Source organism: Streptomyces sp. DH10 (assembly GCF_029813805.1).
Classification (GTDB): domain Bacteria; phylum Actinomycetota; class Actinomycetes; order Streptomycetales; family Streptomycetaceae; genus Streptomyces; species Streptomyces coeruleofuscus.
The window spans coordinates 83,821-108,168 of sequence record NZ_JARVKU010000026.1 but is presented as its reverse complement, the minus strand read 5'-3'; the positions used below and the strand labels follow the sequence as shown (position 1 = coordinate 108,168).

21 protein-coding genes are annotated in these 24,348 nt (G+C 72.7%); 16 read left to right on the top strand and 5 right to left on the bottom strand.

Annotated features, from left to right (window positions below):
• Positions 1–156 precede the first annotated feature (156 nt).
• The 10 genes from QC385_RS37500 to QC385_RS37455 all read left to right on the top strand — a co-directional run bounded on the left by QC385_RS37500 (position 157) and on the right by QC385_RS37455 (position 12,934).
• Positions 157–1,815, top strand: coding sequence for a CTP synthase (locus QC385_RS37500; RefSeq protein ID WP_193504662.1), 1,659 nt, complete (start codon positions 157–159; stop codon positions 1,813–1,815).
• Between the two features lie 115 nt (positions 1,816–1,930).
• Positions 1,931–2,557, top strand: coding sequence for an NUDIX domain-containing protein (locus tag QC385_RS37495; RefSeq protein ID WP_020275045.1), 627 nt, complete (start codon positions 1,931–1,933; stop codon positions 2,555–2,557).
• A gap of 508 nt (positions 2,558–3,065) precedes the next feature.
• Entirely contained in the window at positions 3,066–5,150 is a 2,085-nt protein-coding gene (locus QC385_RS37490; protein WP_279545872.1) for a tetratricopeptide repeat protein, read from the top strand.
• A gap of 136 nt (positions 5,151–5,286) precedes the next feature.
• Positions 5,287–6,411 carry an alanine dehydrogenase gene (gene ald, locus QC385_RS37485; RefSeq protein ID WP_279545871.1) on the top strand — a complete coding sequence of 375 codons (1,125 nt, stop codon included), beginning with the start codon at positions 5,287–5,289 and terminating at the stop codon, positions 6,409–6,411.
• 412 nt (positions 6,412–6,823) lie between these two features.
• On the top strand, positions 6,824–7,951 hold the full coding sequence (locus QC385_RS37480; RefSeq protein WP_063888884.1) for a ParA family protein: 1,128 nt from the start codon (positions 6,824–6,826) through the stop codon (positions 7,949–7,951).
• Positions 7,936–8,517: a hypothetical protein gene (locus QC385_RS37475; RefSeq protein ID WP_279545869.1), complete on the top strand. Its 582-nt coding sequence runs from the start codon at positions 7,936–7,938 to the stop codon at positions 8,515–8,517. The genes QC385_RS37480 and QC385_RS37475 overlap by 16 nt, the downstream gene beginning before the upstream one ends.
• A gap of 525 nt (positions 8,518–9,042) precedes the next feature.
• Positions 9,043–10,098, top strand: a complete 1,056-nt coding sequence (locus tag QC385_RS37470; protein ID WP_279545868.1) for a segregation and condensation protein A — start codon at positions 9,043–9,045, stop codon at positions 10,096–10,098.
• Complete coding sequence (scpB, locus tag QC385_RS37465) at positions 10,095–10,781, top strand: SMC-Scp complex subunit ScpB (RefSeq protein ID WP_279545867.1); 687 nt, start codon at positions 10,095–10,097, stop codon at positions 10,779–10,781. The genes QC385_RS37470 and scpB overlap by 4 nt, the downstream gene beginning before the upstream one ends.
• The gene (locus QC385_RS37460) at positions 10,781–11,842 is read left to right on the top strand and encodes a pseudouridine synthase (RefSeq protein ID WP_279545866.1); all 1,062 of its coding nucleotides are present in this window, start codon (positions 10,781–10,783) and stop codon (positions 11,840–11,842) included. Before scpB ends, QC385_RS37460 begins: the two co-directional genes overlap by 1 nt.
• Positions 11,843–11,914: 72 nt before the next feature.
• Positions 11,915–12,934 carry an ADP-ribosylglycohydrolase family protein gene (locus QC385_RS37455; RefSeq protein ID WP_279545865.1) on the top strand — a complete coding sequence of 340 codons (1,020 nt, stop codon included), beginning with the start codon at positions 11,915–11,917 and terminating at the stop codon, positions 12,932–12,934.
• A 68-nt stretch (positions 12,935–13,002) separates the two neighbouring features.
• On the opposite strand, the gene QC385_RS37450 is transcribed toward QC385_RS37455, so the two are convergent.
• Positions 13,003–13,449, bottom strand: a complete 447-nt coding sequence (locus tag QC385_RS37450) for a Rieske (2Fe-2S) protein (protein WP_279545864.1) — start codon at positions 13,447–13,449, stop codon at positions 13,003–13,005.
• 212 nt (positions 13,450–13,661) lie between these two features.
• On the opposite strand from QC385_RS37450, the gene aroH reads away from it, so the two are divergent.
• The 5 genes from aroH (at position 13,662) to der (ending at position 18,127) form a co-directional block, all read left to right on the top strand.
• Positions 13,662–14,024: a chorismate mutase gene (aroH, locus tag QC385_RS37445; protein ID WP_279545863.1), complete on the top strand. Its 363-nt coding sequence runs from the start codon at positions 13,662–13,664 to the stop codon at positions 14,022–14,024.
• Entirely contained in the window at positions 14,021–15,106 is a 1,086-nt protein-coding gene (locus QC385_RS37440; RefSeq protein WP_279545862.1) for a prephenate dehydrogenase, read from the top strand. Before aroH ends, QC385_RS37440 begins: the two co-directional genes overlap by 4 nt.
• A gap of 134 nt (positions 15,107–15,240) precedes the next feature.
• On the top strand, positions 15,241–15,903 hold the full coding sequence (cmk, locus tag QC385_RS37435) for a (d)CMP kinase (RefSeq protein ID WP_436728522.1): 663 nt from the start codon (positions 15,241–15,243) through the stop codon (positions 15,901–15,903).
• Entirely contained in the window at positions 15,900–16,550 is a 651-nt protein-coding gene (locus QC385_RS37430; protein WP_279545860.1) for a lysophospholipid acyltransferase family protein, read from the top strand. Before cmk ends, QC385_RS37430 begins: the two co-directional genes overlap by 4 nt.
• Before the next feature lie 80 nt (positions 16,551–16,630).
• The gene (gene der / locus QC385_RS37425) at positions 16,631–18,127 is read left to right on the top strand and encodes a ribosome biogenesis GTPase Der (RefSeq protein WP_279545859.1); all 1,497 of its coding nucleotides are present in this window, start codon (positions 16,631–16,633) and stop codon (positions 18,125–18,127) included.
• A 61-nt stretch (positions 18,128–18,188) separates the two neighbouring features.
• Here the strand turns inward: der and QC385_RS37420 are convergent, their stop codons facing one another.
• Together QC385_RS37420 and QC385_RS37415 are read right to left on the bottom strand one after the other, a co-directional pair.
• A complete protein-coding gene (locus QC385_RS37420) occupies positions 18,189–18,578 on the bottom strand; it encodes a hypothetical protein (RefSeq protein ID WP_279545858.1) in 390 nt (129 codons plus the stop codon).
• An 85-nt stretch (positions 18,579–18,663) separates the two neighbouring features.
• Positions 18,664–19,446 (bottom strand): hypothetical protein, encoded by a 783-nt coding sequence (locus QC385_RS37415; protein ID WP_279545857.1) that lies wholly within the window; start codon positions 19,444–19,446, stop codon positions 18,664–18,666.
• 545 nt (positions 19,447–19,991) lie between these two features.
• Here QC385_RS37415 and QC385_RS37410 point away from each other — a divergent pair.
• Positions 19,992–20,633 carry a LysM peptidoglycan-binding domain-containing protein gene (locus QC385_RS37410; RefSeq protein ID WP_279545856.1) on the top strand — a complete coding sequence of 214 codons (642 nt, stop codon included), beginning with the start codon at positions 19,992–19,994 and terminating at the stop codon, positions 20,631–20,633.
• Between the two features lie 70 nt (positions 20,634–20,703).
• On the opposite strand, the gene QC385_RS37405 is transcribed toward QC385_RS37410, so the two are convergent.
• Together QC385_RS37405 and QC385_RS37400 are read right to left on the bottom strand one after the other, a co-directional pair.
• Positions 20,704–21,345, bottom strand: coding sequence for an ATP-binding cassette domain-containing protein (locus QC385_RS37405; protein WP_279545855.1), 642 nt, complete (start codon positions 21,343–21,345; stop codon positions 20,704–20,706).
• Positions 21,342–24,341, bottom strand: coding sequence for an ABC transporter permease subunit (locus QC385_RS37400; protein WP_279545854.1), 3,000 nt, complete (start codon positions 24,339–24,341; stop codon positions 21,342–21,344). Before QC385_RS37400 ends, QC385_RS37405 begins: the two co-directional genes overlap by 4 nt.
• Positions 24,342–24,348: the final 7 nt, after the last annotated feature.

The following is a 24,348-nucleotide window of genomic DNA, read 5'->3' as shown; positions in this document are numbered from 1 at the left end:
GCCGGAAGCCATCGCCCCGCGGCGCTGATACGCTGGTAGCCCGTGGACCGGTGGGCAGCAAACCCCCGAACCGCAGCGACGGCGACCCCCCGGAATCCTCCGGCAGGCAGCCGTACCGCACCCCCAGACCGCGACCACGGGAGCCCCGTCTTGGCCATGCCGCCCGCTGCTTTTCGTAATTCGACGACCAAGCACATCTTCGTCACCGGGGGTGTCGCCTCCTCGCTCGGCAAGGGCCTGACGGCCTCCAGCCTCGGCATGCTGCTCAAGGCCCGGGGCCTGCGCGTCGTGATGCAGAAGCTCGACCCGTACCTGAACGTCGACCCCGGCACGATGAACCCCTTCCAGCACGGTGAGGTGTTCGTCACCAACGACGGCGCCGAGACCGACCTGGACATCGGCCACTACGAGCGCTTCCTCGACCGCGACCTGGACGGGTCCGCGAACGTCACCACCGGCCAGGTGTACTCGACCGTGATCGCCAAGGAGCGGCGCGGCGAGTACCTGGGCGACACCGTGCAGGTCATCCCGCACATCACGAACGAGATCAAGCACCGCATCCGCCGCATGGCGACGGACGAGGTCGACGTCGTGATCACGGAGGTCGGCGGCACGGTCGGCGACATCGAATCGCTGCCGTTCCTGGAGACCGTCCGCCAGGTCCGTCACGAGGTCGGCCGTGACAACGTCTTCGTCGTCCATATCTCGCTCCTGCCGTACATCGGCCCCTCGGGTGAGCTGAAGACGAAGCCCACCCAGCACTCGGTTGCGGCTCTGCGCAACATCGGTATCCAGCCGGACGCGATCGTGCTGCGCTGCGACCGCGAGGTCCCGACCGCGATCAAGCGGAAGATCTCGCTGATGTGCGACGTCGACGAGGCCGCCGTGGTCGCCTGCCCCGACGCCCGCTCGATCTACGACATCCCGAAGACCGTGCACGGCGAGGGCCTGGACGCCTACGTGGTCCGCAAGCTGGACCTGCCGTTCCGCGACGTCGACTGGACGACCTGGGACGACCTGCTCGACCGCGTCCACAACCCCGACCACGAGATCACCCTCGCACTGGTCGGCAAGTACATCGACCTGCCCGACGCCTACCTGTCGGTCACCGAGGCGCTGCGCGCCGGCGGCTTCGCCAACCGCGCCCGCGTCAAGATCAAGTGGGTCACCTCCGACGACTGCAAGACCCCGGCGGGCGCCGCGGCGCAGCTCGGCGACGTCGACGGGATCTGCATCCCCGGCGGCTTCGGCGACCGCGGTGTGCTCGGCAAGGTCGGCGCGATCAAGTACGCCCGCGAGAACAAGATCCCGCTGCTCGGCCTCTGCCTCGGCCTCCAGTGCATCGTGATCGAGGCCGCGCGGAGCCTGGCCGACATCGGCGACGCCAACTCCACCGAGTTCGACCCCGCCACCGCCCACCCGGTCATCTCCACGATGGCCGAGCAGCTCGACATCGTCGCCGGTGAGGGTGACATGGGCGGCACCATGCGGCTCGGCATGTACCCGGCCAAGCTGGCCGAGGGCTCGATCGTGCGCGAGGTGTACGACGGCAAGGAGTACGTCGAGGAGCGCCACCGGCACCGCTACGAGGTGAACAACGCCTACCGCGCCGAGCTGGAGAAGCGGGCGGGCATCCTGTTCTCCGGCACGTCCCCGGACGGCAAGCTCGTCGAGTACGTCGAGTACCCGCGCGAGGTCCACCCGTACCTGGTCGCCACCCAGGCACACCCGGAGCTGCGCTCGCGCCCGACGCGCCCGCACCCGCTGTTCGCCGGGCTCGTCAAGGCCGCGGTCGAGCGGAAGACTTCGAAGTAACACACCAGTTGTACGGTGGCCGGGGTGCATCCCTTCAAAGGGTGTGCACCCCGGTTTCTTTTCGGCACGTCGGGCCCGGTACGCGCAGTCGCGCCGGGCACGTGGGAGGACAGGCATGACGATCAAGGACACCCCGGAGGAATGGGAGATCCGGGCGACGGATACCCCCTTCGTGGGCAACAAGACCTCCGTCCGCACCGACGACGTAGTCATGCCCGACGGCACCGTGGTCGGCCGCGACTACCAGGTCCACCCCGGTTCCGTGGCCGTCCTCGCCCTCGACGAGGCCGACCGCGTCCTGGTCCTGCGCCAGTACCGCCACCCCGTGCGCCACAAGCTGTGGGAGATCCCGGCCGGTCTGCTCGACGTACCCGGCGAGAACCCGCTGCACGCAGCGCAGCGCGAGCTGTACGAGGAGGCGCACGTCAAGGCCGAGGACTGGCGGGTGCTGACCGATGTCTACACGACCCCCGGCGGCTGCGACGAGGCCGTCCGGATCTTCCTCGCCCGCGGTCTGTCCGAGGCCGAGGGCGAGCGTTTCGCCGTCGAGGAGGAAGAGGCCGACATGGAGCTCGACCGGGTGCCGGTCGAGGACCTCGTCCGGGGCGTGCTGGCCGGGGAACTGCACAACAACTGCCTCGTCGTGGGCGTCCTCTCCCTGGTCGCCGCGCGCGCCGGCGACGGCCTGGACGCACTGCGCCCGGCCCAGGCGCCGTGGCCGGCGCGTCCGTTCGAGGCGTGAACCCTCCCGGGGCGGAGCCGGATCAGGGTAGTGGTCCTGGGCCCGGTGGTGGAGCAGGGCCCGGTGGTGGATGGGGCCAGGCGGTGGTTTAGGTCCGGGCGGTGGTCCAGGGCCGGGCGGTGCTTCAGGGCCGGGTGGCCGATGTCGGCCGGGCGGAGGATCCGGCCGCCGGACACGCTGCTCGCGTGACCGGCCCTGGCGCCTCCGCGTGAGCGAAGCGGTGAGCTCGAGGAGGGCGGGGACAGCGGCGTCCCGTCGCACCGGGCGACGCGACACCCCCGCCCTCCCGTCGCAGGGGGCGGTCTTCCCAGCGGCACGAAGGCCCGCTGGTGGTTGCCTGTGAGCAGCTCCGGCAGTGGTGTGAAGATCGGCTGATCCGATCGGGGGATGTGCCCGCCGTGCCCGTCGTGCTTCGGCCGGGGCGTTGCAGAGCGTGAACTAGGCTCTGTTCACGCCCGGACCGGAGTCCCGGCGGGCTTGTGCGTGTGGTGGGACGGGAGTGTGGCCCGTGACGGATCAGGTCGTGGAGACAGGCGACGTGCGGCTGACCGGACACGCTTCCGGGGAGAGCCGATTCCTGGGCCGCACACGCGAGTTGAAGGAACTGCGCGCCGACATCGAGCGCGCGGGGCTCGACACCCTCGCCGGCCGCAAGCCGCCCCACGCGCGCGTGCTGCTCATCGCCGGCCGGCCCGGCTCGGGGCGCACCGCACTCGCCGAGGAACTCGCACGGCAGGTCGCGGACCGTTACCCGGACGGGGTGCTGCGCGCCCGCCTGAGCGACCCCGACGGCACCCCCGTACGGGTCGAGCGCACCGCCCGGGACCTGCTCGCCGCCCTGGACGAGGAGGCTCCGGCCGGCGCTTGTGAGGACGATCTCACCGACGCCTTGCGCGCCGCCCTGGCCGACCGCCGGGCGCTGCTCCTGCTGGACGACGCGGCCGATGCCGAGCAGGTCGACGCCCTGCTGCCCGGTACCCCGGACTGCCTGGTCATCGCGGTCTCCGGGGGGCCGCTGACCGGCATCTCGGACGTCCGCCCGTGCACCCTGGGCGGCCTGGACGCCAAGTCCGGGGTGGACCTGCTGTCCCGGCACACCGGCTCGGTCCGCATCACCGTCGACCCCCGGGCCGCGGAAGGCCTCGCCGAGGAGTGCCAGGGGCAGCCGGCCGCGCTGATGCTGGCCGGCGGCTGGCTCGCCGCCCGCCCCCAGGCGGCCGTCTCCGACCTCGCCAAACAACTGCGCGCCGAGGACGCCGAGGGGAACGCGCTGAACCGGGTCTTCCGGCTCGCCTACGCCGCCCTGCCCGCCACCGCCGCCCGGATGCTGCGCCTGCTCGCCCTCGCACCGGCCGGACTCGTCGACCCGCAGACCGCCTCCGCCCTCGTCGGCTGTTCGGTCGCCGGCGCCCGCAGCACCCTGGACGACTTCGTCGCCCTGGGCTTCCTGCACGCGGTGGACTCGCCGCTGCCGCAGTACGAGGTGCCGGGCTGTCTGCACGCCGAGCTCCGCGTCCTCGCCGAGCGCCACGAGCGCCCGGCCGAGCTCCAGCTGGCCCGCGCGCGCATGCTGGAGCGGACCGTACGACTGCTCCAGGCCTGCCGGGCGATCACGGAGACCGACAGCCCCCAGGCCCGCCAGAAGCTCCTCGACCTGCCGCGAGCCCTGCGCTTTTCCACGCCCCGGGCGGCCGCCGAGTGGCTGCGCGTGACCCGGCCCGCCCTGCTGGCCTCGGCCCGGCTCGCGGTCGCCGACGGGCAGCTGGACACGCTGGCCCGGCGGCTGATGTCCCAGCTGGTGCGGGCCATGGTGGCGCATGTCGGCACCCAGGCGGCGGCGCCCGACCTCTACGACATCCACAGCCTGGTCCTCGACGTGGCCGAGCGCCGCGATCTGCCCCGCGAGCGGGCCGCGGCCCTGCTCAACCTCGGCGACCTCGACGCCCGGACCGGCCGCACGACCGACGCGCTGGCCCGCTACCGGGCCGCGCTGGACGCCGGACGCGAGGTGAACGATCCGTACGCGACCGGCCGCGCGATGGAATCCGTAGGCGGTGCGCACCTGGAGCTCGGCGACTTCGACCGGGCCGCCGACTGGTTCGGCCGGGCCCTGGTCGAGCGGCTCGCCCGGGACGAGCGAGCCGACGCCGCCCGGCTGTACGGACGGATCGCCGCCGCCCATACCTACGCGGGCCGCTATGGCGAGGCCCTGCGGAACTGGCGCGCGGCGATCGCCGGGCACCGCAAGAGCGGCGACGTGGCCGCCCAGGCGCGGGCGCTGAGCGAGTTGGCGCGGGTCCAGGCGTACGCGGGCCGGCCCGAGGAGTCGCTGCGCACCTGCCGGGAGGCCGTGGAGTGGGCACGGCGGGCCGAGGACACGCGGTTGCAGGCCGCGCTGCACCTGCGGGTCGCCGACACCCTCGAGCACCTCGGCGACCCCGCGTCGGCCCGGCTGCACCGGGGCGCCGCCGAGCGGATTCTTGGCGAGTACCAGGAGGACGAGGAAGAGCCCGTGGCGGCCTCGAACGGCGACTCACACCGGAAACCGGAACCTGACGCCTGCGAAATCCGTAGCGCATCCGCTGAAGATTGATGCAATGGAAGGCTAGACAGCGGGAACACCTTCATTAGACTGGCTCTGCCGCACGTTCTCCTGCGGTCTCTCCCGGTGTGCCCGTGCGCGCCCGGGTATGTCTAGTAATGCACCCATACCCTCTGAGCCAAGGACCGTGATCGACGTGAAGGTCGGCATCCCCCGCGAGGTCAAGAACAACGAGTTCCGGGTGGCCATCACCCCCGCCGGCGTGCACGAGCTGGTGCGTCATGGCCACCAGGTCGTCATCGAGCGCGGCGCCGGCGTCGGCTCCTCGATCGTGGACGAGGAGTACGTGGCCGCCGGTGCTCAGATCCTGGAGACCGCCGACGAGGTGTGGGCCGCCGCCGACCTGCTGCTGAAGGTCAAGGAGCCCATCGCCGAGGAGTACCACCGCCTCCGCAAGGACCAGACGCTCTTCACCTACCTGCACCTGGCCGCCTCCAAGGAGTGCACGGACGCCCTGCTGGAGTCCGGTACCACGGCGATCGCCTACGAGACGGTGGAGCTGCCCAGCCGCGCGCTCCCGCTGCTCGCCCCGATGTCCGAGGTCGCGGGCCGGCTGGCCCCGCAGGTCGGCGCCTATCACCTGATGCGCGCCAACGGCGGCCGCGGCGTGCTGCCCGGCGGCGTCCCGGGTGTGCCGGCCGGCCGGGCCGTCGTCATCGGCGGCGGCGTCTCCGGCTGGCAGGCGGCGCAGATCGCCATCGGCCTGGGCTTCCACGTGACCCTGCTCGACAAGGACGTGAACAAGCTCCGCGAGGCGGACAAGATCTTCGGCACGAAGATCCAGACCGTCGTCTCCAACGCCCTGGAGCTGGAGAAGGCCTGCCTGGAGGCCGACCTCGTCATCGGTGCCGTCCTCGTCCCCGGCGCCAAGGCCCCCAAGCTGGTCACCAACGAGCTCGTCTCGCGGATGAAGCCCGGAAGTGTCCTTGTCGACATCGCGATCGACCAGGGCGGCTGCTTCGAGGACTCCCGTCCGACCACGCACGCCGAGCCGACCTTCCAGGTCCACAACTCGGTCTTCTACTGCGTCGCCAACATGCCCGGCGCGGTGCCGAACACCTCCACCTACGCACTGACCAACGCCACGCTGCCCTACATCGTGGAGCTCGCCGACCACGGCTGGGCGGACGCGCTGCGCCGCGACCCGGCGCTCGCCAAGGGTCTCAACACCCATGACGGCAAGGTCGTTTACAAGGAGGTCGCCGAGGCGCACGACGTGGAGCACGTCGAGCTGTCCTCGCTGCTCGGCTGAGCCCGTGGGCCGGTAAGTCGGCTAAGTCACCAACAGGCAAAGGCGATACGTCAACACAGGTCGTCAACGCCGCGCACCCGGCCGGACCTTGCCCGACAAGGTCCGGCTGGATGTGTGTATGGTCACTTCGCGATTCTCGGGCAACTCGCCTCGAACGTAACCCTTCAACCGATTCGCACACCGGTGAAACCTGCCGTGCGACGGCCGTACGCCCTTGACAGCGGGATGTTTCATTGCCGACACATCGGGCCGGGTCCGGCGGATTGTGTTGCTGCGGACGCCCGACACGCCATAGAGTCGCCAATCGTCGGCATGGTGCCACGCTGACCTGTCTAGAAGTTTCCTGGTCACCAAGGAGGTAAGACGACTTGTGAATGAGTCGACATTTACTCCCGGGGGTGGTCAACCAGGAATGCCTGCACGGGACCAGGAGCCCGCGGGGTTCGCGGCTGTCGGCTCCGTCGCTGTGCGCACCTTCGCAGCCCACCAGAGTCAGCAGGCGACTCACACAGCACACCAGAAGATGGATGGCCATCACGTGAACGCCATGGCCGGCGACGGAAGTGGCGCGCCCCACAACCACTTCGCCGACTACGACGAACTGCCCGAGGGGCACTTCTACGACCCCGACGCGGAGTACGAGCCCGATCCCGAGTACGCGGCCACTCTCGCGCCCGACGCGGCCAGACAGCGCCGGGAGCGCATCGGCCCGACGGGACGCCCGCTGCCGTACTTCCCGATCCCGGGCCCGCTGACCGACCACGGACCCGCGAAGATCATCGCGATGTGCAACCAGAAGGGCGGCGTCGGCAAGACCACGTCGACCATCAACCTGGGTGCCGCGCTCGCGGAGTACGGACGCCGTGTCCTGCTCGTGGACTTCGACCCGCAGGGCGCGCTGTCGGTCGGACTCGGCGTCAACCCGATGGAACTCGACCTCACCGTCTACAACCTGCTCATGGAGCGGGGGATGGCGGCCGACGAGGTGCTGCTGAAGACGGCGGTCCCCAACATGGACCTGCTGCCCAGCAACATCGACCTGTCGGCGGCCGAGGTCCAGCTGGTCTCCGAGGTCGCCCGCGAGTCGACCCTGCAACGCGCCCTGAAGCCGCTGCTGGACGACTACGACTTCATCGTCATCGACTGCCAGCCCTCGCTCGGCCTGCTCACGGTGAACGCCCTGACGGCCGCGCACAAGGTGATCGTGCCGCTGGAGTGCGAGTTCTTCGCACTGCGCGGTGTGGCCCTGCTGACCGAGACCATCGAGAAGGTCCAGGAACGGCTCAACCCCGACCTGGAGCTCGACGGGATCCTCGCCACGATGTACGACTCGCGCACGGTGCACAGCCGTGAGGTGCTCGCGCGTGTCGTCGAGGCGTTCGACGACCACGTCTACCACACGGTCATCGGGCGCACGGTCCGGTTCCCGGAGACCACGGTCGCCGGAGAGCCGATCACCACGTACGCCTCCAACTCCGTCGGTGCCGCCGCCTACCGCCAGCTCGCCAGGGAGGTGCTCGCCCGGTGTCACGCCGAGTGAGTCTGCCGGGGGCCGACGAACTCTTCCGTACGACAGGGGGGATGGGGCTTCAGTCGTCCACGCCCAGGCGCCAGGCCAACGGCGACGCCCGGGTGCCCGCTCCGGTGGGGGAGGGCGACGCGGCGGCGGCAGCGGGCGCGGAGGACGTGCCGCAGTCGGTGCCCGTGCAGGGCGGTGACGGCGAGGGCGCGGAGCACGTCGCGGCGGACTCGGAGTCGGCCGAGGCCGGGGAGTCCCGCAGCCGCTCCGGCTCCGCCCGGCGGCAGGCGGCGCAGGAAGGTTCTGCCGCGGGTGCGGCCGGTGCCGCCGCGGCGGCACCGCGCAAGCGCGGGCGGGCCGCCGCGCGCCGTCCCAGCGGCCGTGAGCGGCACGACGAGAAGATCACGGTGTACGTGTCGGCCGAGGAGCTCATGGACCTGGAGCACGCCCGTCTCGTGCTCCGCGGCGAGCACGGCCTGGCCGTCGACCGCGGCCGTATCGTCCGCGAGGCGGTCGCCGTGGTCCTCGCCGACCTGGAGACCCGCGGGGACGCCAGCATCCTCGTACGACGGCTGCGCGGGCGGTAGCGGTAGCCTGCGGGGGCCATGACCTCGAACGCTTCCCCACCGCCCGTCGGCGGCCCGTCCGGCCGCCGGCGCGCGTTGGGGCGTGGGCCGGGGGCTCCGCGGGTGGCTCCGCCGGTTGAGCCGACGGATGAGCCCGGGCCCGGTGAGCCGCCCGAGGACACCATCGAGTCTGGCGTGACCACCGAGGATCCTGAAGGTGCCGGGTCTGGGGTGAACGCCGAGGCTGCCGCGTCCGGCGTGCGCTCCGGGAAGGAAGCGGCCGGCGCGCGGGCGTCGGCCGCCGAGGAGGCGCCCGGCGGTGGGGAGCGACAGGTCCCTGCCGAGCCGGGGACGGCGGCCGGAAGGTCCCGACCGGAGCGTGGGGTCGGGCCTGCCCGGGAGGAGCCCACGGCTGCCGCTGATCCGGGGGCGGGCCGGGAGGGCGTTTCCCCGGAAGTGGACGGCGCGTCCGGCCCCGGGTCTGCGGCAGGTCATCTTCCCCCTGGGCCGGTGGCGGGGCGTGAGCATGCCGCCGCTCCAGGGCCGGTGGTTGCGGCTGGCACCGCCCCTCCGGCCGCCGGGTCCGCCGGGGCCGGGTCCCGGCATGAGGCGCTCGCTTCCGCCGCCGCGGCCGGTACCCACGCCGAGATCGCCGTTCCGGAGCCGGGAGTCGAGGCTGTTCCTCCGCAGGCCCTGGCCGAAGCCGGGGCGGACCCCGGAGCGCAGGCCCCGAGGGGCGGGAGCGAGCCGGGGGCCACCGGCCGGCCATCGGCCGACGGTGCCGGTGGCGATGACGGGGTCTTCAAGGTCCGGCTCGCCAACTTCGAGGGGCCCTTCGATCTGCTGCTCCAGCTGATCTCCCGGCACAAGCTGGACGTCACCGAGGTCGCGCTGTCGAAGGTGACCGACGAGTTCATGGCGTACATCCGGGCGATGGGGCCGGACTGGGACCTGGACGAGACGACCGAGTTCCTCGTCGTCGCGGCCACGCTGCTCGATCTGAAGGCGGCACGGCTGCTGCCCGCCGCCGAGGTGGAGGACGAGGCCGACCTCGCGCTGCTCGAAGCCCGGGACCTGCTGTTCGCCCGGCTGCTCCAGTACCGCGCGTACAAGCAGATCGCCGACATCTTCAGCGGGCGGCTCGACGACGAGGCCCGGCGCCATCCGCGCACCGTCGGGCTCGAACCCCACCATGCCGAGCTGCTGCCCGAAGTGGTCATCAGCATCGGCGCGGAAGGGTTCGCCAAGCTCGCCGTGAAGGCGATGCAGCCCAAGCCCAAGCCGCAGGTGTACGTCGACCACATCCACGCCCCGCTGGTCAGCGTGCAGGAGCAGGCCGCGATCGTCGTCGCGCGGCTCCGGGAGCTCGGCGAGGCTGGGTTCCGGGAGCTCGTGGCGGACACCGACGACACACTGACCGTCGTGGCCCGGTTCCTGGCGCTGCTGGAGCTGTACCGCGAGAAGGCCGTCGAGCTGGAGCAGGAGACCGCGCTCGGTGAACTGCTCGTGCGGTGGACCGGCGGGGACGGGGAGGAGACACCGACCGTCACCGACGAGTTCGACCGGCCGCCCGAGCCGCCGAAGGAGGAGAAGAAGGCATGAGCCAGGAAGCCACCGAGGTCCCGGCCGGGCTGAGTGCCGTCGCCGGCCTCGATCTCAAGCCCGCTCTGGAGGCCGTCCTGATGGTCGTGGACGAGCCCGCGACCGAGGAGCACCTCGCGAAGATACTGGAGCGGCCGAAGCGCCAGATCGCGGACGCGCTGCGCGAGCTGGCCGACGAGTACATCGTCCAGGGGCGCGGCTTCGAGCTGAGGTTCGTGGCGAACGGCTGGCGGTTCTACACCCGCGCCGAGTACGCGCCCGCCGTCGAGCGTTTCGTGCTGGACGGCCAGCAGGCCCGTCTCACCCAGGCCGCCCTGGAGACCCTGGCCGTCGTCGCCTACCGGCAACCGGTCAGCCGCAGCCGGGTCTCCGCCGTACGGGGAGTCAACTGCGACGGCGTCATGCGCACCCTCCTCCAGCGCGGTCTGATCGAGGAGGCGGGCACGGAACCCGAAACAGGTGCGATCCTGTACACGACGACGAACTACTTTCTGGAGCGGATGGGCCTGCGCGGTCTGGACGAGCTCCCGGAACTCGCGCCCTTCCTCCCGGAGGCTGAGGCGATCGAGGCCGAGACCCAGGAAGGCGTACCGTCGTTCGACCCGGACGCGCCTGATGACGACGTGCCGGGCCGCCCGGTCACCCCGGGTACCGACGACGAAGACGACCAGACGGAAATTTGATGCGAAGCAGCGGCAGCGGCAAGAGCGGCGGGCGCGGTAACCACCGCGGCGCCGGCAACGACAGGGACCAGAAGCAGGGGCAGGGCCGCCCCCGCAAGCCCCGCCCGGAGGAGCGCCGCTACGACGTGGGCCCCGGAGCGACCAAGGACGGCCCCAAGGCCGGACGCGGCGGCGCCGCGCGCGGCGGGGCCAAGGGCGGGCCCAAGCAGCCCCAGAAGGGCGGTCGTACGGCCCCGGCGCGCCCCCGCGAGTACGAGGCGAAGATCGAGGAGCGCAACCGCGACCGGTACGCCGGGAAGAAGGACGTCAAGCTCCCGAAGACCTTCCCGGGCGCCGAGCAGGAGGGCGAGCGCATCCAGAAGGTGCTCGCCCGCGCGGGCTTCGGCTCCCGGCGCGCCTGCGAGGAGCTGATCGACGAGGCCCGCGTCGAGGTCAACGGCGAGATCGTGCTGGAGCAGGGGCGGCGGGTCGACCCGGAGAAGGACGAGATCAAGGTCGACGGCCTGACCGTCGCCACGCAGAGCTACCAGTTCTTCGCGCTGAACAAGCCCGCCGGAGTCGTCTCCACCATGGAGGACCCGGAGGGGCGGCAGTGCCTCGGTGACTACGTCACCAACCGCGAGACCCGGCTCTTCCACGTCGGCCGGCTCGACACCGAGACCGAGGGTGTCATCCTGCTCACCAACCACGGCGAGCTGGCCCACCGGCTGACCCACCCCAGGTACGGCGTGAAGAAGACCTACCTCGCGCACATCGTCGGCCCGATCCCGCGCGACCTGGGCAAGCAGCTCAAGGACGGCATCCAGCTGGAGGACGGCTACGCGCGCGCGGACCACTTCCGGGTCGTCCAGCAGACCGGCAAGAACTACCTCGTCGAGGTCACTCTCCACGAGGGCCGCAAGCACATCGTGCGCCGGATGCTCGCGGAGGCCGGTTACCCGGTCGACAAGCTGGTCCGCACCGCCTTCGGCCCGATCACCCTCGGCGACCAGAAGTCCGGCTGGCTGCGGCGGCTGTCCAACACGGAGGTCGGCATGCTGATGCAGGAAGTCGATCTCTAGGCTTACGCGCACAGCCCGGGTGCCGCGAGCTCCCCGTGCCTTTCAGGGCGCGGGGACGGAAGGACTTCTGACATGGCCACGCTCGTCTACAAGCAAGCCGCCACCGGAGCGCTGACCGGGCTCGCCCTGGGGGACGCGCTGGGGTATCCGACCGAGTTCAGCGACGTGCCGGCGATCGTCGCCGAGCACGGACCGTGGCGCGAGCTGGCGTTGCCGAAGAGGGCTCTTGTCTCCGACGACACGCAGATGACGCTGGCACTCGGACGGGCGGTGCGGACGGCGATGGACCGGGGTCTGCTCACGCCGCTGCGACTGGCCCGTCCTCTGCGTGAGGAGTTCGTCGACTGGTTCCAGTCGCCGGAGAACAACCGGGCTCCCGGGCGCACCTGCCTGAAGGCCTGCTCGCTGCTGAAGGACGAGTCCCGTCCCTGGCAGGACGCCAGTCAGATCCACTCCAAGGGCTGTGGCGCCAACATGCGTGTCGCACCCCTGGGGCTGGTCCCCGGCCTGAGTGACGAACAGCGCGCGGGCGCCGCGCAATTGCAGTCCGCGCTGACCCACGGTCACCCGACGGCGCTGGCGGCCTCCGACCTCACCGCCCACGCCGTACGCCTGCTCGCGCAGGGCGCCGAGCCGGCCGGGCTGATCGGTCTGCTCCGCTCGTACGCCCTGGAGAACCGCAGCCACTACCACGAGCGCTGGCTCGGCGACCTGTGGCGCCGGGCCCAGGATCCGGGCCCCGAGCAGTTCATCGCGCGCGGCTGGGACGAGTGCCTGGCGATCCTCGACCGGCTGGAGCACGCCGTGCGCACCGTCTCGCCGGAGACCGACCCCTGCCTGGCCACCGGCGAGGGCTGGATCGCCGAGGAGGCCCTGGCGACCGGGCTGCTGTGCTTCCTGCTCTTCGCCGACGAGCCGGTGACCGCCCTGCGCCGCGCCGCCTGCACCGCCGGCGACTCGGACTCCATCGCCTGCCTGGCCGGCGCCTTCGCCGGCGCGTACCTGGGTGCGGAGGCGTGGCCGGGCGAGTGGGCCGACCGCGTCGAGTACCGGAGCGAACTGCTGACCCTCGGCGCGCTCTGGGACGCGTGACGGCTGACCGACGTTCCCGGACATCGACCTGGCGCCCGTGGTGGCCGTGTGGGGCGTACCCGGAACCCTCACGCCAGCCGGACCGAATCTCCCTCCACCGTGATCCGCTCGGCCGGCAGCGGCCGCGTCGCCGGGCCGTGGGCCACCGAGCCGTCGGCGATGCGGAACTTGCTGCCGTGGCAGACGCAGTTGATGGTGCCGTCGGAGACGGACGCCACCGTGCAGCGCTGGTGGGTGCAGATCGCCGAGAAGGCCTTGAACTGGCCCTGCTCGGGCTGGGTGACGACGACCTCCTCGTCCTTGAAGATCTTGCCGCCGCCGACCGGGATCTCGTCGGTGGAGGCCAGCTCCTGGCCGGCGGGGGCGCTCGTCCCCGCCTCCTGGTCGGTGGCGGAACCCGTCGGCACGGAGCCGCTGTCGTCGTCGCCGCCTCCGCCGCAGGCCGCGACGAGCGCCGCCGCGCCTGTCGCGCCCGTCGCGAGAAGGACCGTGCGGCGTGTGGTGCTGATGGTCATGTCGTCACTCCGTCATGCCGGGGGATGCCGTGGATGCCAGATCCCGAATGGTGATAAATCGGAAATAGTTGCATCCTGGCACTCGATGTGCTCGAGGAGAAGCAACCGGGCGTCTCACCGGGCGGGCGCCGCGCACCCCGCCCGCGCGGGCTGACTAGGCTTGACACACAGAGCGACACGCAGTCACACGCACGTCAGCAAGGAGCATCGCCGTGGCGGTACGAGCGGTCCGGGGCGCCGTCCAACTCGAACGGGACGAGGCCGGGCACATGGACGAGCAGGTCGGCGCCTTGCTCACGGCCATCCTGGAGCGCAACGACCTCACCGCCGAGGACCTGATCAGCATCTGGTTCACGGCCACGCCCGACCTGCACAGCGACTTCCCGGCGGCCGCCGCCCGCAAGCTCGGCATCGTCGACGTTCCGCTGATCTGCGCGCAGGAACTGGACATCGAGGGCGCCATGCCGCGCGTCGTCCGCGTCCTCGCGCACATCGAGTCCGGCAAGCCCCGTGCCGACATCGCGCACGTCTACCTCGGCGCCGCGGGCGCCCTGCGCAAGGACATCGCCCAGTGAGGACCGCACTCGTCATCGGAACCGGGCTGATCGGCACGTCCGCAGCTCTGGCCCTGTCCCAGCGGGGCGTCACCGTGCACCTCGCCGACCACGACGCGGAGCAGGCCCGTACGGCGGCCGCGCTCGGTGCCGGCACGGACGAGGCGCCGGACGGGCCCGTCGACCTCGCGGTCGTCGCCGCCCCGCCCGCGCACGTGGCCGACGTACTCGCCGACGCCATGCGCCGCGGTGTGGCGCGCGGCTACCTCGACGTCGCCAGCGTCAAGGGCGGGCCGCGGCGCGAGCTGGAGGCACGCGGGCTCGACCTGTCCGTGTACATCGGTTCGCACCCGATGTCCGGCCGGGAGAAGTCCGGCCCGCTCGCCGCCACCGGCGACCTCTTCGAGGGACGCCCCTGGGTGCTGACCCCGACCCGGGACACCGACACCGAGGTGCTGAACCTCGCCCTGGAGCTGGTCTCGCACTGCCGTGCCGTGCCGGTCGTGATGGACGCCGACGCCCACGACCGTGCCGTCGCCCTCGTCTCCCACATGCCCCACCTGGTCTCCAGCCTGGTCGCCGCGCGCCTGGAGCACGCCGAGGAGGCCGCCGTACGGCTGTGCGGGCAGGGCATCCGGGACGTGACCCGGATCGCCGCCTCCGACCCCGGCATGTGGATCGACATCCTCTCCGCGAACCCCGGACCGGTCGCCGACCTGCTCACGGACGTCGCCGCCGACCTGGAGGAGACCGTGCGGGCCCTGCGCGCCCTCCAGTCCTCCGACGACGACAAGCGCCGTGACGGCACCACCGGCATCGAGGACGTCCTGCGGCGCGGCAACGCCGGGCAGATCCGCGTCCCCGGCAAGCACGGATCCGCCCCGCGGGCCTACGAGGTCGTGGCCGTGCTCATCGACGACCAGCCGGGGCAGCTGGCCCGGATCTTCGCGGACGCGGGCAGGGCCGGCGTCAACATCGAGGACGTGCGCATCGAGCACGCGACCGGGCAGCAGGCCGGTCTGGTGCAGCTGATGGTGGAGCCGAAGGCGGCACCCGTGCTGAGTGCCGCGCTGCGGGACCGTGGCTGGGCGATCCGGCAGTAGGGCATGCTGGATGTGGCTGAGCGACGCGCGGCCGGACGAGTGACCCGCACCCAGTAACCTTGTGCGGGGCAGTCGCGCCCTCACCCCCGCCAGCCCGGTTCAGGAAGGTCCCCACAGTGGAAAGCGCCACGCCAGTGATTGTCGCCATCGACGGCCCCGCCGGCACGGGCAAGTCGAGCACCTCGAAGGCCGTGGCGGCACAGCTCGGGCTGAGCTACCTGGACACCGGCGCCCAGTACCGGGCGATCACCTGGTGGATGGTGACCAACGGCATCGACATCGACGACCCCGCCGCCATCGCCGCCGCGGCCGGCAAGCCGGAGATCGTCTCCGGCACCGACCCGCAAGGTCCCACCATCACCGTCGACGGCGTCGACGTGGCCGGCCCGATCCGCACCCAGGAGGTCTCCTCCAAGGTCAGCGCCGTCAGCGCGGTGCCCGAGGTGCGCGCCCGGATCACCGAGCTCCAGCGCTCGATCGCGGCCTCCGCGGCGCACGGCATCGTGGTCGAGGGCCGCGACATCGGCACGACCGTGCTGCCGGACGCCCACCTGAAGATCTTCCTCACCGCCTCCCCGGAGGCGCGCGCCGCCCGCCGCAGCGGCGAGCTGAAGGGTGCCGACGTGCACTCCACCCGCGAGGCCCTGATCAAGCGGGACGCGGCCGACTCCAGCCGCAAGACCTCGCCGCTCGCCAAGGCGGACGACGCGGTCGAGGTGGACACCACCGAGCTCACGCTGGCCCAGGTCATCGAGTGCGTCGTCACCCTCGTCGAGGAGAAGCGGGCCGGGAAGTGACCGACCAACTGCCTTCCCCGCGGGGCGCCGACGTCGGGCGGCGCATCGGCGTCGGCCTGATGTACGGACTGTGGAAGCCGCGCGTGCTCGGCGCCTGGCGGGTGCCCACGACCGGCCCGGTGATCCTCGCCGTCAACCACTCCCACATGATCGACGGCCCGATGGTCATGGGCGTGGCACCCCGGCCGACGCACTTCCTGATCAAGAAGGAAGCGTTCATCGGCCCGCTCGACCCCTTCCTGACCGGCATCGGCCAGGTGAAGGTGGACCGCGACACCACCGACCGCACGGCGATCACCCGGGCGCTCGGCGTGCTGGACAACGGCGGCGTGCTCGGCATCTTCCCGGAGGGCACCCGGGGCGAGGGCGACTTCGCCTCGCTGCGCGCCGGGCTCGCGTACTTCGCGGTGCGCAGCGGCGCCCCGATCGTGCCGGTCGCCGTGCTGGGAAGTTCCGACAGGCGGGGACGGTTGATAAAGGAGCTGCCTCCGCTGCGGTCCCGCGTCGACGTCGTCTTCGGGGAGCCCTTCGAGGCGGGCGACGGCAGCGGGCGCCGTACGCGCACGGCGCTGGACGAGGCGACCGGGCGCATCCAGAAGCAGCTCGCCGCCCACCTGGAAAACGCCAGGCGCTTCACCGGGCGCTAGACAACACTGAGTAGTGGACCGGCCCGCGATCCAGCGGGTACTCCACCGACCACCACGATGAACGACGAGGTACGGACTTCATGAACGACCAGACCCAGCCCGACGGCTCGGACGCGTACGAAGGCGCGCCCGAGCACGACCACGGGGCGCTCGGCGACGCCGAGTACGCGGAGTTCATGGAGCTCGCCGTGGAGGAGGGCTTCGACCTCGAGGACGTCGAGGGCGCGATCGAGGAGGCCGGGCACGGCCCGCTGCCCGTCCTCGCCGTGGTCGGCCGTCCCAATGTCGGCAAGTCGACCCTGGTGAACCGGATCATCGGCCGCCGTGAGGCCGTCGTCGAGGACAAGCCCGGCGTCACCCGCGACCGGGTGACCTACGAGGCCGAGTGGGCGGGCCGCCGCTTCAAGGTCGTCGACACCGGCGGCTGGGAGCAGGACGTCCTCGGTATCGACGCCTCCGTGGCCGCCCAGGCCGAGTACGCCATCGAAGCGGCCGACGCGGTGGTCTTCGTCGTCGACGCCAAGGTCGGCGCCACCGACACCGACGAGGCCGTCGTCCGGCTGCTGCGCAAGGCCGGCAAGCCGGTCGTGCTGTGCGCCAACAAGGTGGACGGCCCGAGCGGCGAGGCCGACGCGGCCTACCTGTGGTCACTGGGCCTGGGGGAGCCGTACCCGGTCTCCGCGCTGCACGGCCGGGGCACCGGCGACATGCTCGACCAGGTCCTGGAGGTGCTGCCGGAGGCGCCGCGCGAGACGTTCGGCGGGGGCGGCATCGGCGGGCCGCGCCGCATCGCCCTGATCGGCCGCCCGAACGTGGGCAAGTCCTCGCTGCTGAACAAGGTGGCGGGCGAGGAGCGCGTCGTCGTCAACGAGCTGGCGGGCACCACCCGCGACCCGGTCGACGAGCTGATCGAACTGGGCGGCGTCACCTGGAAGTTCGTCGACACGGCGGGCATCCGCAAGCGTGTCCACCTTCAGCAGGGCGCCGACTACTACGCCTCGCTGCGCACCGCCGCCGCCGTCGAGAAGGCGGAGGTCGCGGTCATCCTCATCGACGGCTCCGAGTCCATCTCGGTCCAGGACCAGCGGATCGTCACCATGGCCGTCGAGGCGGGCCGTGCGATCGTCCTCGCCTTCAACAAGTGGGACACCCTCGACGAGGAGCGCCGCTACTACCTGGAGCGGGAGATCGAGACCGAGCTGGGCCAGGTGGCCTGGGCCCCGCGCGTCAACGTCTCGGCGCGTACCGGCCGCCACATGGAGAAGCTGGTCCCGGCGATCGAGACGGCCCTGGCGGGCTGGGAGACCCGGGTTCCGACCGGCAGGCTGAACGCGTTCCTCGGCGAGCTGGTCGCCGCCCACCCTCACCCGGTCCGGGGTGGCAAGCAGCCGCGCATCCTGTTCGGCACCCAGGCGGGCACCAAGCCGCCGCGGTTCGTGCTGTTCGCCTCCGGCTTCATCGAGGCGGGCTACCGGCGCTTCATCGAGCGCCGCCTGCGCGAGGAGTTCAGCTTCGAGGGGACGCCGATCCATATCTCGGTGCGGGTGCGCGAGAAGCGCGGCGCGAAGAGGAAGTAGCACGAAGCTGCGGAAGGGCGGCCCCCCGCGGGGGCCGCCCTTCCGCTGTGCGGTGCTCGCTTCAGACGCCGCTGCGCCGGCCCGGCGGCAGTGCGGCCGGCACGTGGTGCATCCCCGTGCCGTGCGAGCCGATGGTCCCGACGCGCTGCCACTGCGGCTGCTGTCCGGCGGCATGGCGGGCGCTCTGGGCACCCGCGCTGTAGGCACTGTACGAGCTGCTGTGCGAACTGCCGTACGAGTCCGTACTGTGCGGGAGGTTCCCGAAGGCGGTGAAGCCGAGTTTCTCCTCGCCGCTGCGGTCGCCGGGAAGTGCGCGGAAGGACTTGACGTACTCGGCGTAGAGCGCGTCGTAGATCGGCGTGGCCGATGGGCCGCCCTGGGAGTCCTGAGCCGAGCGTGCGGAGGGGATCGACGAGTAGGACTGGCGGCGGGGAACGTCGTATGCGTGCACGTATGTCCAAACGACCCCGCGGGTCAAGGGATGCGGCCCGGGTACGGCTTTCGCAGGGGTGCGGGCCGCCCGGGTGACGCGCCGCTCAGGTGCCGGCCAGCGGCAGCGCCGCGGCGACCAGCTTTCCGTTCGCCGCCGCCTTGTCCAGCGCGTCCCGCAGCAGGTCCTCGCGCGGCTGGCGGCCGATCGAGCCGACCGGCGCGGCGAACATCAGTACCTGCTGGTGCTTGTTGGCGGCCGCGCGCCAGCCCTCGGTGACCTGGAGCGGCTGGTGCGCCTGCCACCAGGCCACCGGCTGACCGCCGTTGCTGCCCGGTTGGAGCACCGCGTGCAGCCGGCCCACGGCGAGCAGCACGGACCAGCCGTGCAGCACGGACGGTACGGCGGACAGCTCGGTCAGCGGCATGAAGCCCTGCTCGATGAGCAGCGGCAGGAAGTCGTCGCCGGAGCCGATGGTGCCGGGCCGGGCGATGGGCGCGGTCGGCTCCACCACCAGGGCCGGGTGCAGCTCCCCGGCGATCAGCACGAGCCCGCTGGTCACGCCGAGCACCGCTTGCTCGGGCACCACCTTGTCGGGCTCCAGGTCGACGGTGTCGCCGGCGATGGACTTCACGGCGCCCCGGAGCTGTTCCTCGGTGACGTGGACGACCTGCGAGGGCAGGCAGCCGGCGTGGGCGAAGGCGAGGACGGCGGTCTCGTCCCCGATGAACAGGACGGTGCTGGTGCGCTCCTGCTCGGAGTTGCCCGGAGTGCGGCAGGAGGTGCAGTCGTAACTGCCCGGGGCGGTCTCTCCGGCGAGCAGGCGGTCGGCTTCTTCGTCGCCGATCTCGGCGCGTACCTCGTCGCTGACGTCGAGCATGCGCGGCACGGGTGGCTCCCTCGGGGATGCGGTGCGTGGCAAGGCCGGGTGGCTCCCGGCCTGTGGTCCGGGTGGGCCCCGGCTCATGAAGAAGACAACGGGCGATCTGTGGCGGGAGTCACGCCCCAGAGCGAACGGAATCGAACCATCCAGCGCACAGGGTCACGCTCGGCGCGGAATCGCCTACTCAGCGTCAAGTCACCGCTTGGCAATGGACGTTGAGGGGGTGAGGTGGGTCACAGGTCGACAGGCGGGTTGGTCGACATATCAGGAAATCCGGGAATGAAGTGGGTGTCCGGAAATGGCTGTTACCCGGGGTATCGGGGAAGTGGCCTGGCAAGACGGGCGACCTGTTGATGACGGACCGTCAACCTCTTTAGATTCCTCGGCCGTGTGCAGCGAGCACCGCTCGGGTACGTCCGCCGGCCGCGTGATTCTCCGGAACCACGCACAGCACCGCACCGGCGGACGGGGCGAGCGCGACCCCCGCGTCCCATGGCGCGGGGAGTGGCGTTCCGCCTTGGGGGACCCCGGGTGTTTCGAGAGGGAACTACATGTCCGAATGTGCCGATACCACGCGCGACAACGCTCGGAAGAACCAGGTTCGTACGACGGCGGTCCTCGCCGGCGCTGCACTGCTCGCGCCCCTCGGACTGCTCGCCGCGACCGGAAACGCCGCGGCGGCTGACAGCGGAGTGTGGGACCGCATCGCCCAGTGCGAGAGCGGCGGCAACTGGCACATCAACACCGGCAACGGCTACTACGGCGGACTCCAGTTCGCCGCCTCCACCTGGCGCGCCTACGGCGGCACGGCCTACGCGCCCACCGCCGACCAGGCGAGCAAGTCCCAGCAGATCGCCGTCGCCACCAAGGTCCAGCGCGCCCAGGGATGGGGCGCCTGGCCCACCTGCTCGGCACGCGCCGGGGCGAGCGGCAGCGCACCCGCGGCGTCCGCGGCCGACCCGGTCACCTCCACCGAGGCCGCTCCGGCGAAGCCCTCGAAGACGCCGGCGCGTTCCACGGCACACCCGGACCGCGGATCCTCCCGCGGCGACTACACCGTCCGCGAGGGCGACACGCTGAGCGCTGTCGCCGCCCGGCACGGGACCACCTGGCAGCACCTCTACGCCGCCAACAAGGCCGCCATCGGCGGCGATCCCGACGTGATCGTGCCCGGCCTGCGCCTCGACATCTGAGCCGCTCCCACCCGCCGGGACACGCGGGCCCCGTCCGGCCGGCCGGACGGGGCCTCGGCGTGTCCGCGGCTCAGCGTCCGAGTTCGCTCGCCTCGCCGGCGAACACGACGGCCCCGCGGCGCAGTTCGTACACCAGGACCGGCCGGTCCCGCAGGGCGGGCGGCAGGCGCTGCTCGGCGACCACCACGCACGCGTCGAGCCCGCTCAGCAGCCCGTAGGTGCGGTCCGCGACGGAGGGCGACATACCTTGGGCGGGTTCGTCGACGAGCAGCACGCGCGCGCGTGCCAGCAGGGCCCGGGACAGGGCGAGCATGCGCTGCTCCCCGCCGGAGAGGGTGCCGGCCCGCCGCTCCAGCAGGGGCCGCAGCTGCGGGTAGGCGTCGAGGGCCGGGCCGTGGTCCCGGGCGGCGAGTCCGAGGTTCTCGCGCACGGTGAGGGAGCCGAACACGGCCTGCCGTTCCGGCACCAGGCACAGCCCGCGCCGGGCCCGCTCGTACGCCGGTACGCGGGTCACGTCGGCGCCGTCCCACACCACGGCGCCGCCCGACAGGGGCACCGTTCCCGCCAGGGCGCGCAGGGCGGTGCTGCGGCCGGAGCCGTTGCGGCCCAGCAGCACGGTCAGCCCCGGGCCGGGGGCGGCGAGGGTGACGCCGTGCAGGGCCTCCAGCGGGCCGTAGCGCACGCGCGCGTGGCGCAGGGAGACGGTGGTCATCGCCCGGCCGCCGATCCCAGGGTGTCCAGAACGCGCCCGGGCGGGCCGGAGGCGACGATGCGGCCCGTCGTCATCACGTGCACGACGTCGGCGAGCCCGGCGACCAGGTCCAGATCGTGCTCGACGACGAGCAGGGCCGTGCCGTCGGCGGCCAGGGCCTTCAGGACCCGGGCGAGAGCGGCCACTTCGGCGGTGTCGAGGCCGGCGGCGGGCTCGTCGAGCAGCAGGACGCGCGGGGCGCCCGCGAGGGCCCGGGCCAGTTCGACGCGGCGCAGCGTCCCCGTGGGCAGCCCGGCGGCGGGCTGTGCGCGTACCGGCCCGTCCAGACCGAGCAGCCTGAGCGTCCGTTCCACGGCGCCCGGGTCGGTCACCCGGCCCTGTTCGGCGCCCACCCGGACGTTCTCGGCCACGCTCAGTGTCGGGAAGACGGCCAGTTGCTGGAAGGTCCGCGCGACACCGAGCCGGGTGCGGGCGTGCGCGGGCAGTGCGGTGATGTCCCGCCCGCCGAGACGCACCGACCCGTGCGCGGGGCGCAGCGTGCCGGCCAGACAGTGGAACAGGGTGCTCTTTCCGGCCCCGTTGGGGCCCACGACCGCGGTGATCCGCCCGGGGAAGACGTCCAGGCCGACCCCGTCGAGGGCGGTGAAACCGCCGTAGTGGACGTGGAGGCGGCGGGCGGTGAGGACGGGGGAGGGTGCGGCCGTGGCCCGGCCGGTGGGCGGTCCGGCCGCTTGCCGAGTTCCGGCCGCGCGTGGCCGGGGCTCCTTGGCGGGCCCGGCGGCCGCCTCGCCCGCTGCCGGAGGCGCTGGAGCGGCAGGGGGCCGGGCACCGGCGGGGCGCGCCTCGCCGGGCGAGCCGTGGCGGTCCGCCGGCGCGGACTCCGGCGTCCCGTCCGCCGAAGCCGCCGTCGGGAAACGGGCGGCGGGGGCCGAGGGGCCGTGCGCCGGCGGCTGAGGCGCCTCGCGGGGCCCGGCGCCCGGAGTCGCTCGCCGTCCGTCCACGGTGGCGGCGCGCGGTTCCGTGCCGCTCTCGTCCCCTGGGAGGCCGGCCCGCCCGGCCGCCCCCGTGCCGTCGGCCTCCCGCACCACGCGTGCCGCCGTCGCCCCCGTGGGCACCGGTACGGTCCGGGCCGCCCGCGGCCGTGCCGGGCTCAGCAGCCCGCGGGCCCGCGCTCCAACCGGGGTGAGAGCGGGGCTGCGGCGCAGGCGCAGGCGTTCCATCGCCGTCCGCAGGGCCTCGTACGGGCCGCCGGGGAAGCGGCCCACGAGGACCGCCAGGACGCCGATCACGGCCGCCGCCACACCGCCGCGCGTCCCCGCGTCCAGGCCGACCAGGAGGGCAGCGGCGGCGAGGGCGCCGAGCGTGCTGTCGGCGCCCAGCACCACGACCGCCGCGAACCACAGCAGACCGCGCACCGGGTCGTAGGCGGCGGGGTCGAAGGCGCGCAGGCCCATGCCGAGCATGCCGCCGCCCAGCGCGGCGAGCGCGGCGCCCGCGACGAAGGCGAGCAGCTTGAGGGACGGCACCCGTACACCCGCCGCCTGCGCCCCCGCCTCGTGGTCCCGCATGGCCGCCAGGGCCCGGCCCGTCCGCCCCCGGCGCAGCGCGTGCGCCGCCAGCAGCGCCACCGCCAGCAGGAGCAGCTCCAGGACGTAGTACGCGCGGTCCCCTTCGAAACCCGCCGGGCGGCCCAGCGACAGGCCCGACGTGGCGTACGGCTGGGCGAAGACGAAGCGGCTCACGCCCACGCCGACGGCGAACGTCGCCAGCGCCAGCGCCAGACCCCGGCGGCCGATCGCCGGCCAGCCCGTGAGCAGGCCGAGCGGTGCCACCAGGACGACCGCCACCGCGAGGGCCGCCAGCTCCGGCACGGCCGGCAGGCCCGGGAAGCGGCCCGCCGCCAGCAGTGCGGTGAACAGGGCGCCCAGACCCGCGTACGCCGCCTGCCCCAGCGAGATCTGACCGCCGCGGCCGGTGACCACCACCAGGGACAGCAGGACGACGGCCAGCGCCGGCACCTGGATCGAAGTGTGCAGGTCCCGGCCGGCCAGGCCCAGCGGCAGCAGGAACAGCACGGCCGCCACGATCCACGCGCCGGGCGGCGTCGGAACCCGGGCGGTTGCGGTGCGCGGCAGCGCGTCACGCGTGCCCACGCCCGGCAGGACCAGGGCCGCGACGAGCAGGGCGACGACGAACAGGTTCGTGCCGGCCGCCTGGAGCAGCGGCGCCTCCCACCCGGACGGGTGCAGCCGCGTGAGCTGGCTCTGCGCCACCCCGACGCCCAGCGCCACCACCACCGCGACCGCCAGGCTCCGCATCCGCGCGGCCACCGCGACCGCCACGACCTCCATCACGAGCAGCGGCAGCCCGTACGGGTCGAGACGCACGAACGGCGCCAGCAGTACGCCGGTCAGACCCGCCGTGAAGGAGCCGAACGCCCAGCCCGCCGCCGCGACCCGGTCCGCGTCGATGCCGCCCAGCACGGCGAGCCGCCGGTCGTCGACCACGGCCCGCAGCTCCCGCCCGAACCGCGTCCGGCGGACCACCGCGGCGACCCCCGCGGCCAGCACCAGCACCACCGCCAGCTGCCCCCACGGCTCGTCCGGCACCAGCTCCGGCGCGTCGTCCCGCGCCCCCTGCCCCCACAGCAGCGCCGCCCCGCCCACCAGCAGCACGAACACCCCGATGGACGCCACCAGCGTCTGTGCCGGGTCACCGCCGAGAACCGCCAGGGGCCGGAAGACGAACCGTTCCAGCACGACACCCAGCCCCGGCGCCAGCACCAGCAGCGTCACCGCGGCCCCGAGCCACAGCGGCCAGCCCCACTCGACCACGCACTGCCGCAGCGCGTAGGCGCACACCATCGCGATCGCGCCGTGCGCGAAGTTCAGCACGCCGGTCGCGCGGTACGTCACGATCAGGCCGATCCCGGTCAGCGCCGCCGCGCTGCCGACCGCCAGGCCGGCCAGGGTGAGGTCGTACGTCAGCGAGGACATCGGCCGG

What these genes read in the sequence shown, in the direction of transcription:
- QC385_RS37500 (WP_193504662.1), top strand. Translation starts at nt 157, where the DNA reads ATGCCGCCCGCTGCTTTTCGTAATTCGACGACCAAGCACATCTTCGTC.
- QC385_RS37495 (WP_020275045.1), top strand. Translation starts at nt 1,931, where the DNA reads ATGACGATCAAGGACACCCCGGAGGAATGGGAGATCCGGGCGACGGAT.
- QC385_RS37480 (WP_063888884.1), top strand. Translation starts at nt 6,824, where the DNA reads ATGCCTGCACGGGACCAGGAGCCCGCGGGGTTCGCGGCTGTCGGCTCC.
- scpB (WP_279545867.1), top strand. Translation starts at nt 10,095, where the DNA reads ATGAGCCAGGAAGCCACCGAGGTCCCGGCCGGGCTGAGTGCCGTCGCC.
- QC385_RS37460 (WP_279545866.1), top strand. Translation starts at nt 10,781, where the DNA reads ATGCGAAGCAGCGGCAGCGGCAAGAGCGGCGGGCGCGGTAACCACCGC.
- QC385_RS37455 (WP_279545865.1), top strand. Translation starts at nt 11,915, where the DNA reads ATGGCCACGCTCGTCTACAAGCAAGCCGCCACCGGAGCGCTGACCGGG.
- QC385_RS37450 (WP_279545864.1), bottom strand. Translation starts at nt 13,449, where the DNA reads ATGACCATCAGCACCACACGCCGCACGGTCCTTCTCGCGACGGGCGCG.
- der (WP_279545859.1), top strand. Translation starts at nt 16,631, where the DNA reads ATGAACGACCAGACCCAGCCCGACGGCTCGGACGCGTACGAAGGCGCG.
- QC385_RS37410 (WP_279545856.1), top strand. Translation starts at nt 19,992, where the DNA reads ATGTCCGAATGTGCCGATACCACGCGCGACAACGCTCGGAAGAACCAG.
- QC385_RS37405 (WP_279545855.1), bottom strand. Translation starts at nt 21,345, where the DNA reads ATGACCACCGTCTCCCTGCGCCACGCGCGCGTGCGCTACGGCCCGCTG.
- QC385_RS37400 (WP_279545854.1), bottom strand. Translation starts at nt 24,341, where the DNA reads ATGTCCTCGCTGACGTACGACCTCACCCTGGCCGGCCTGGCGGTCGGC.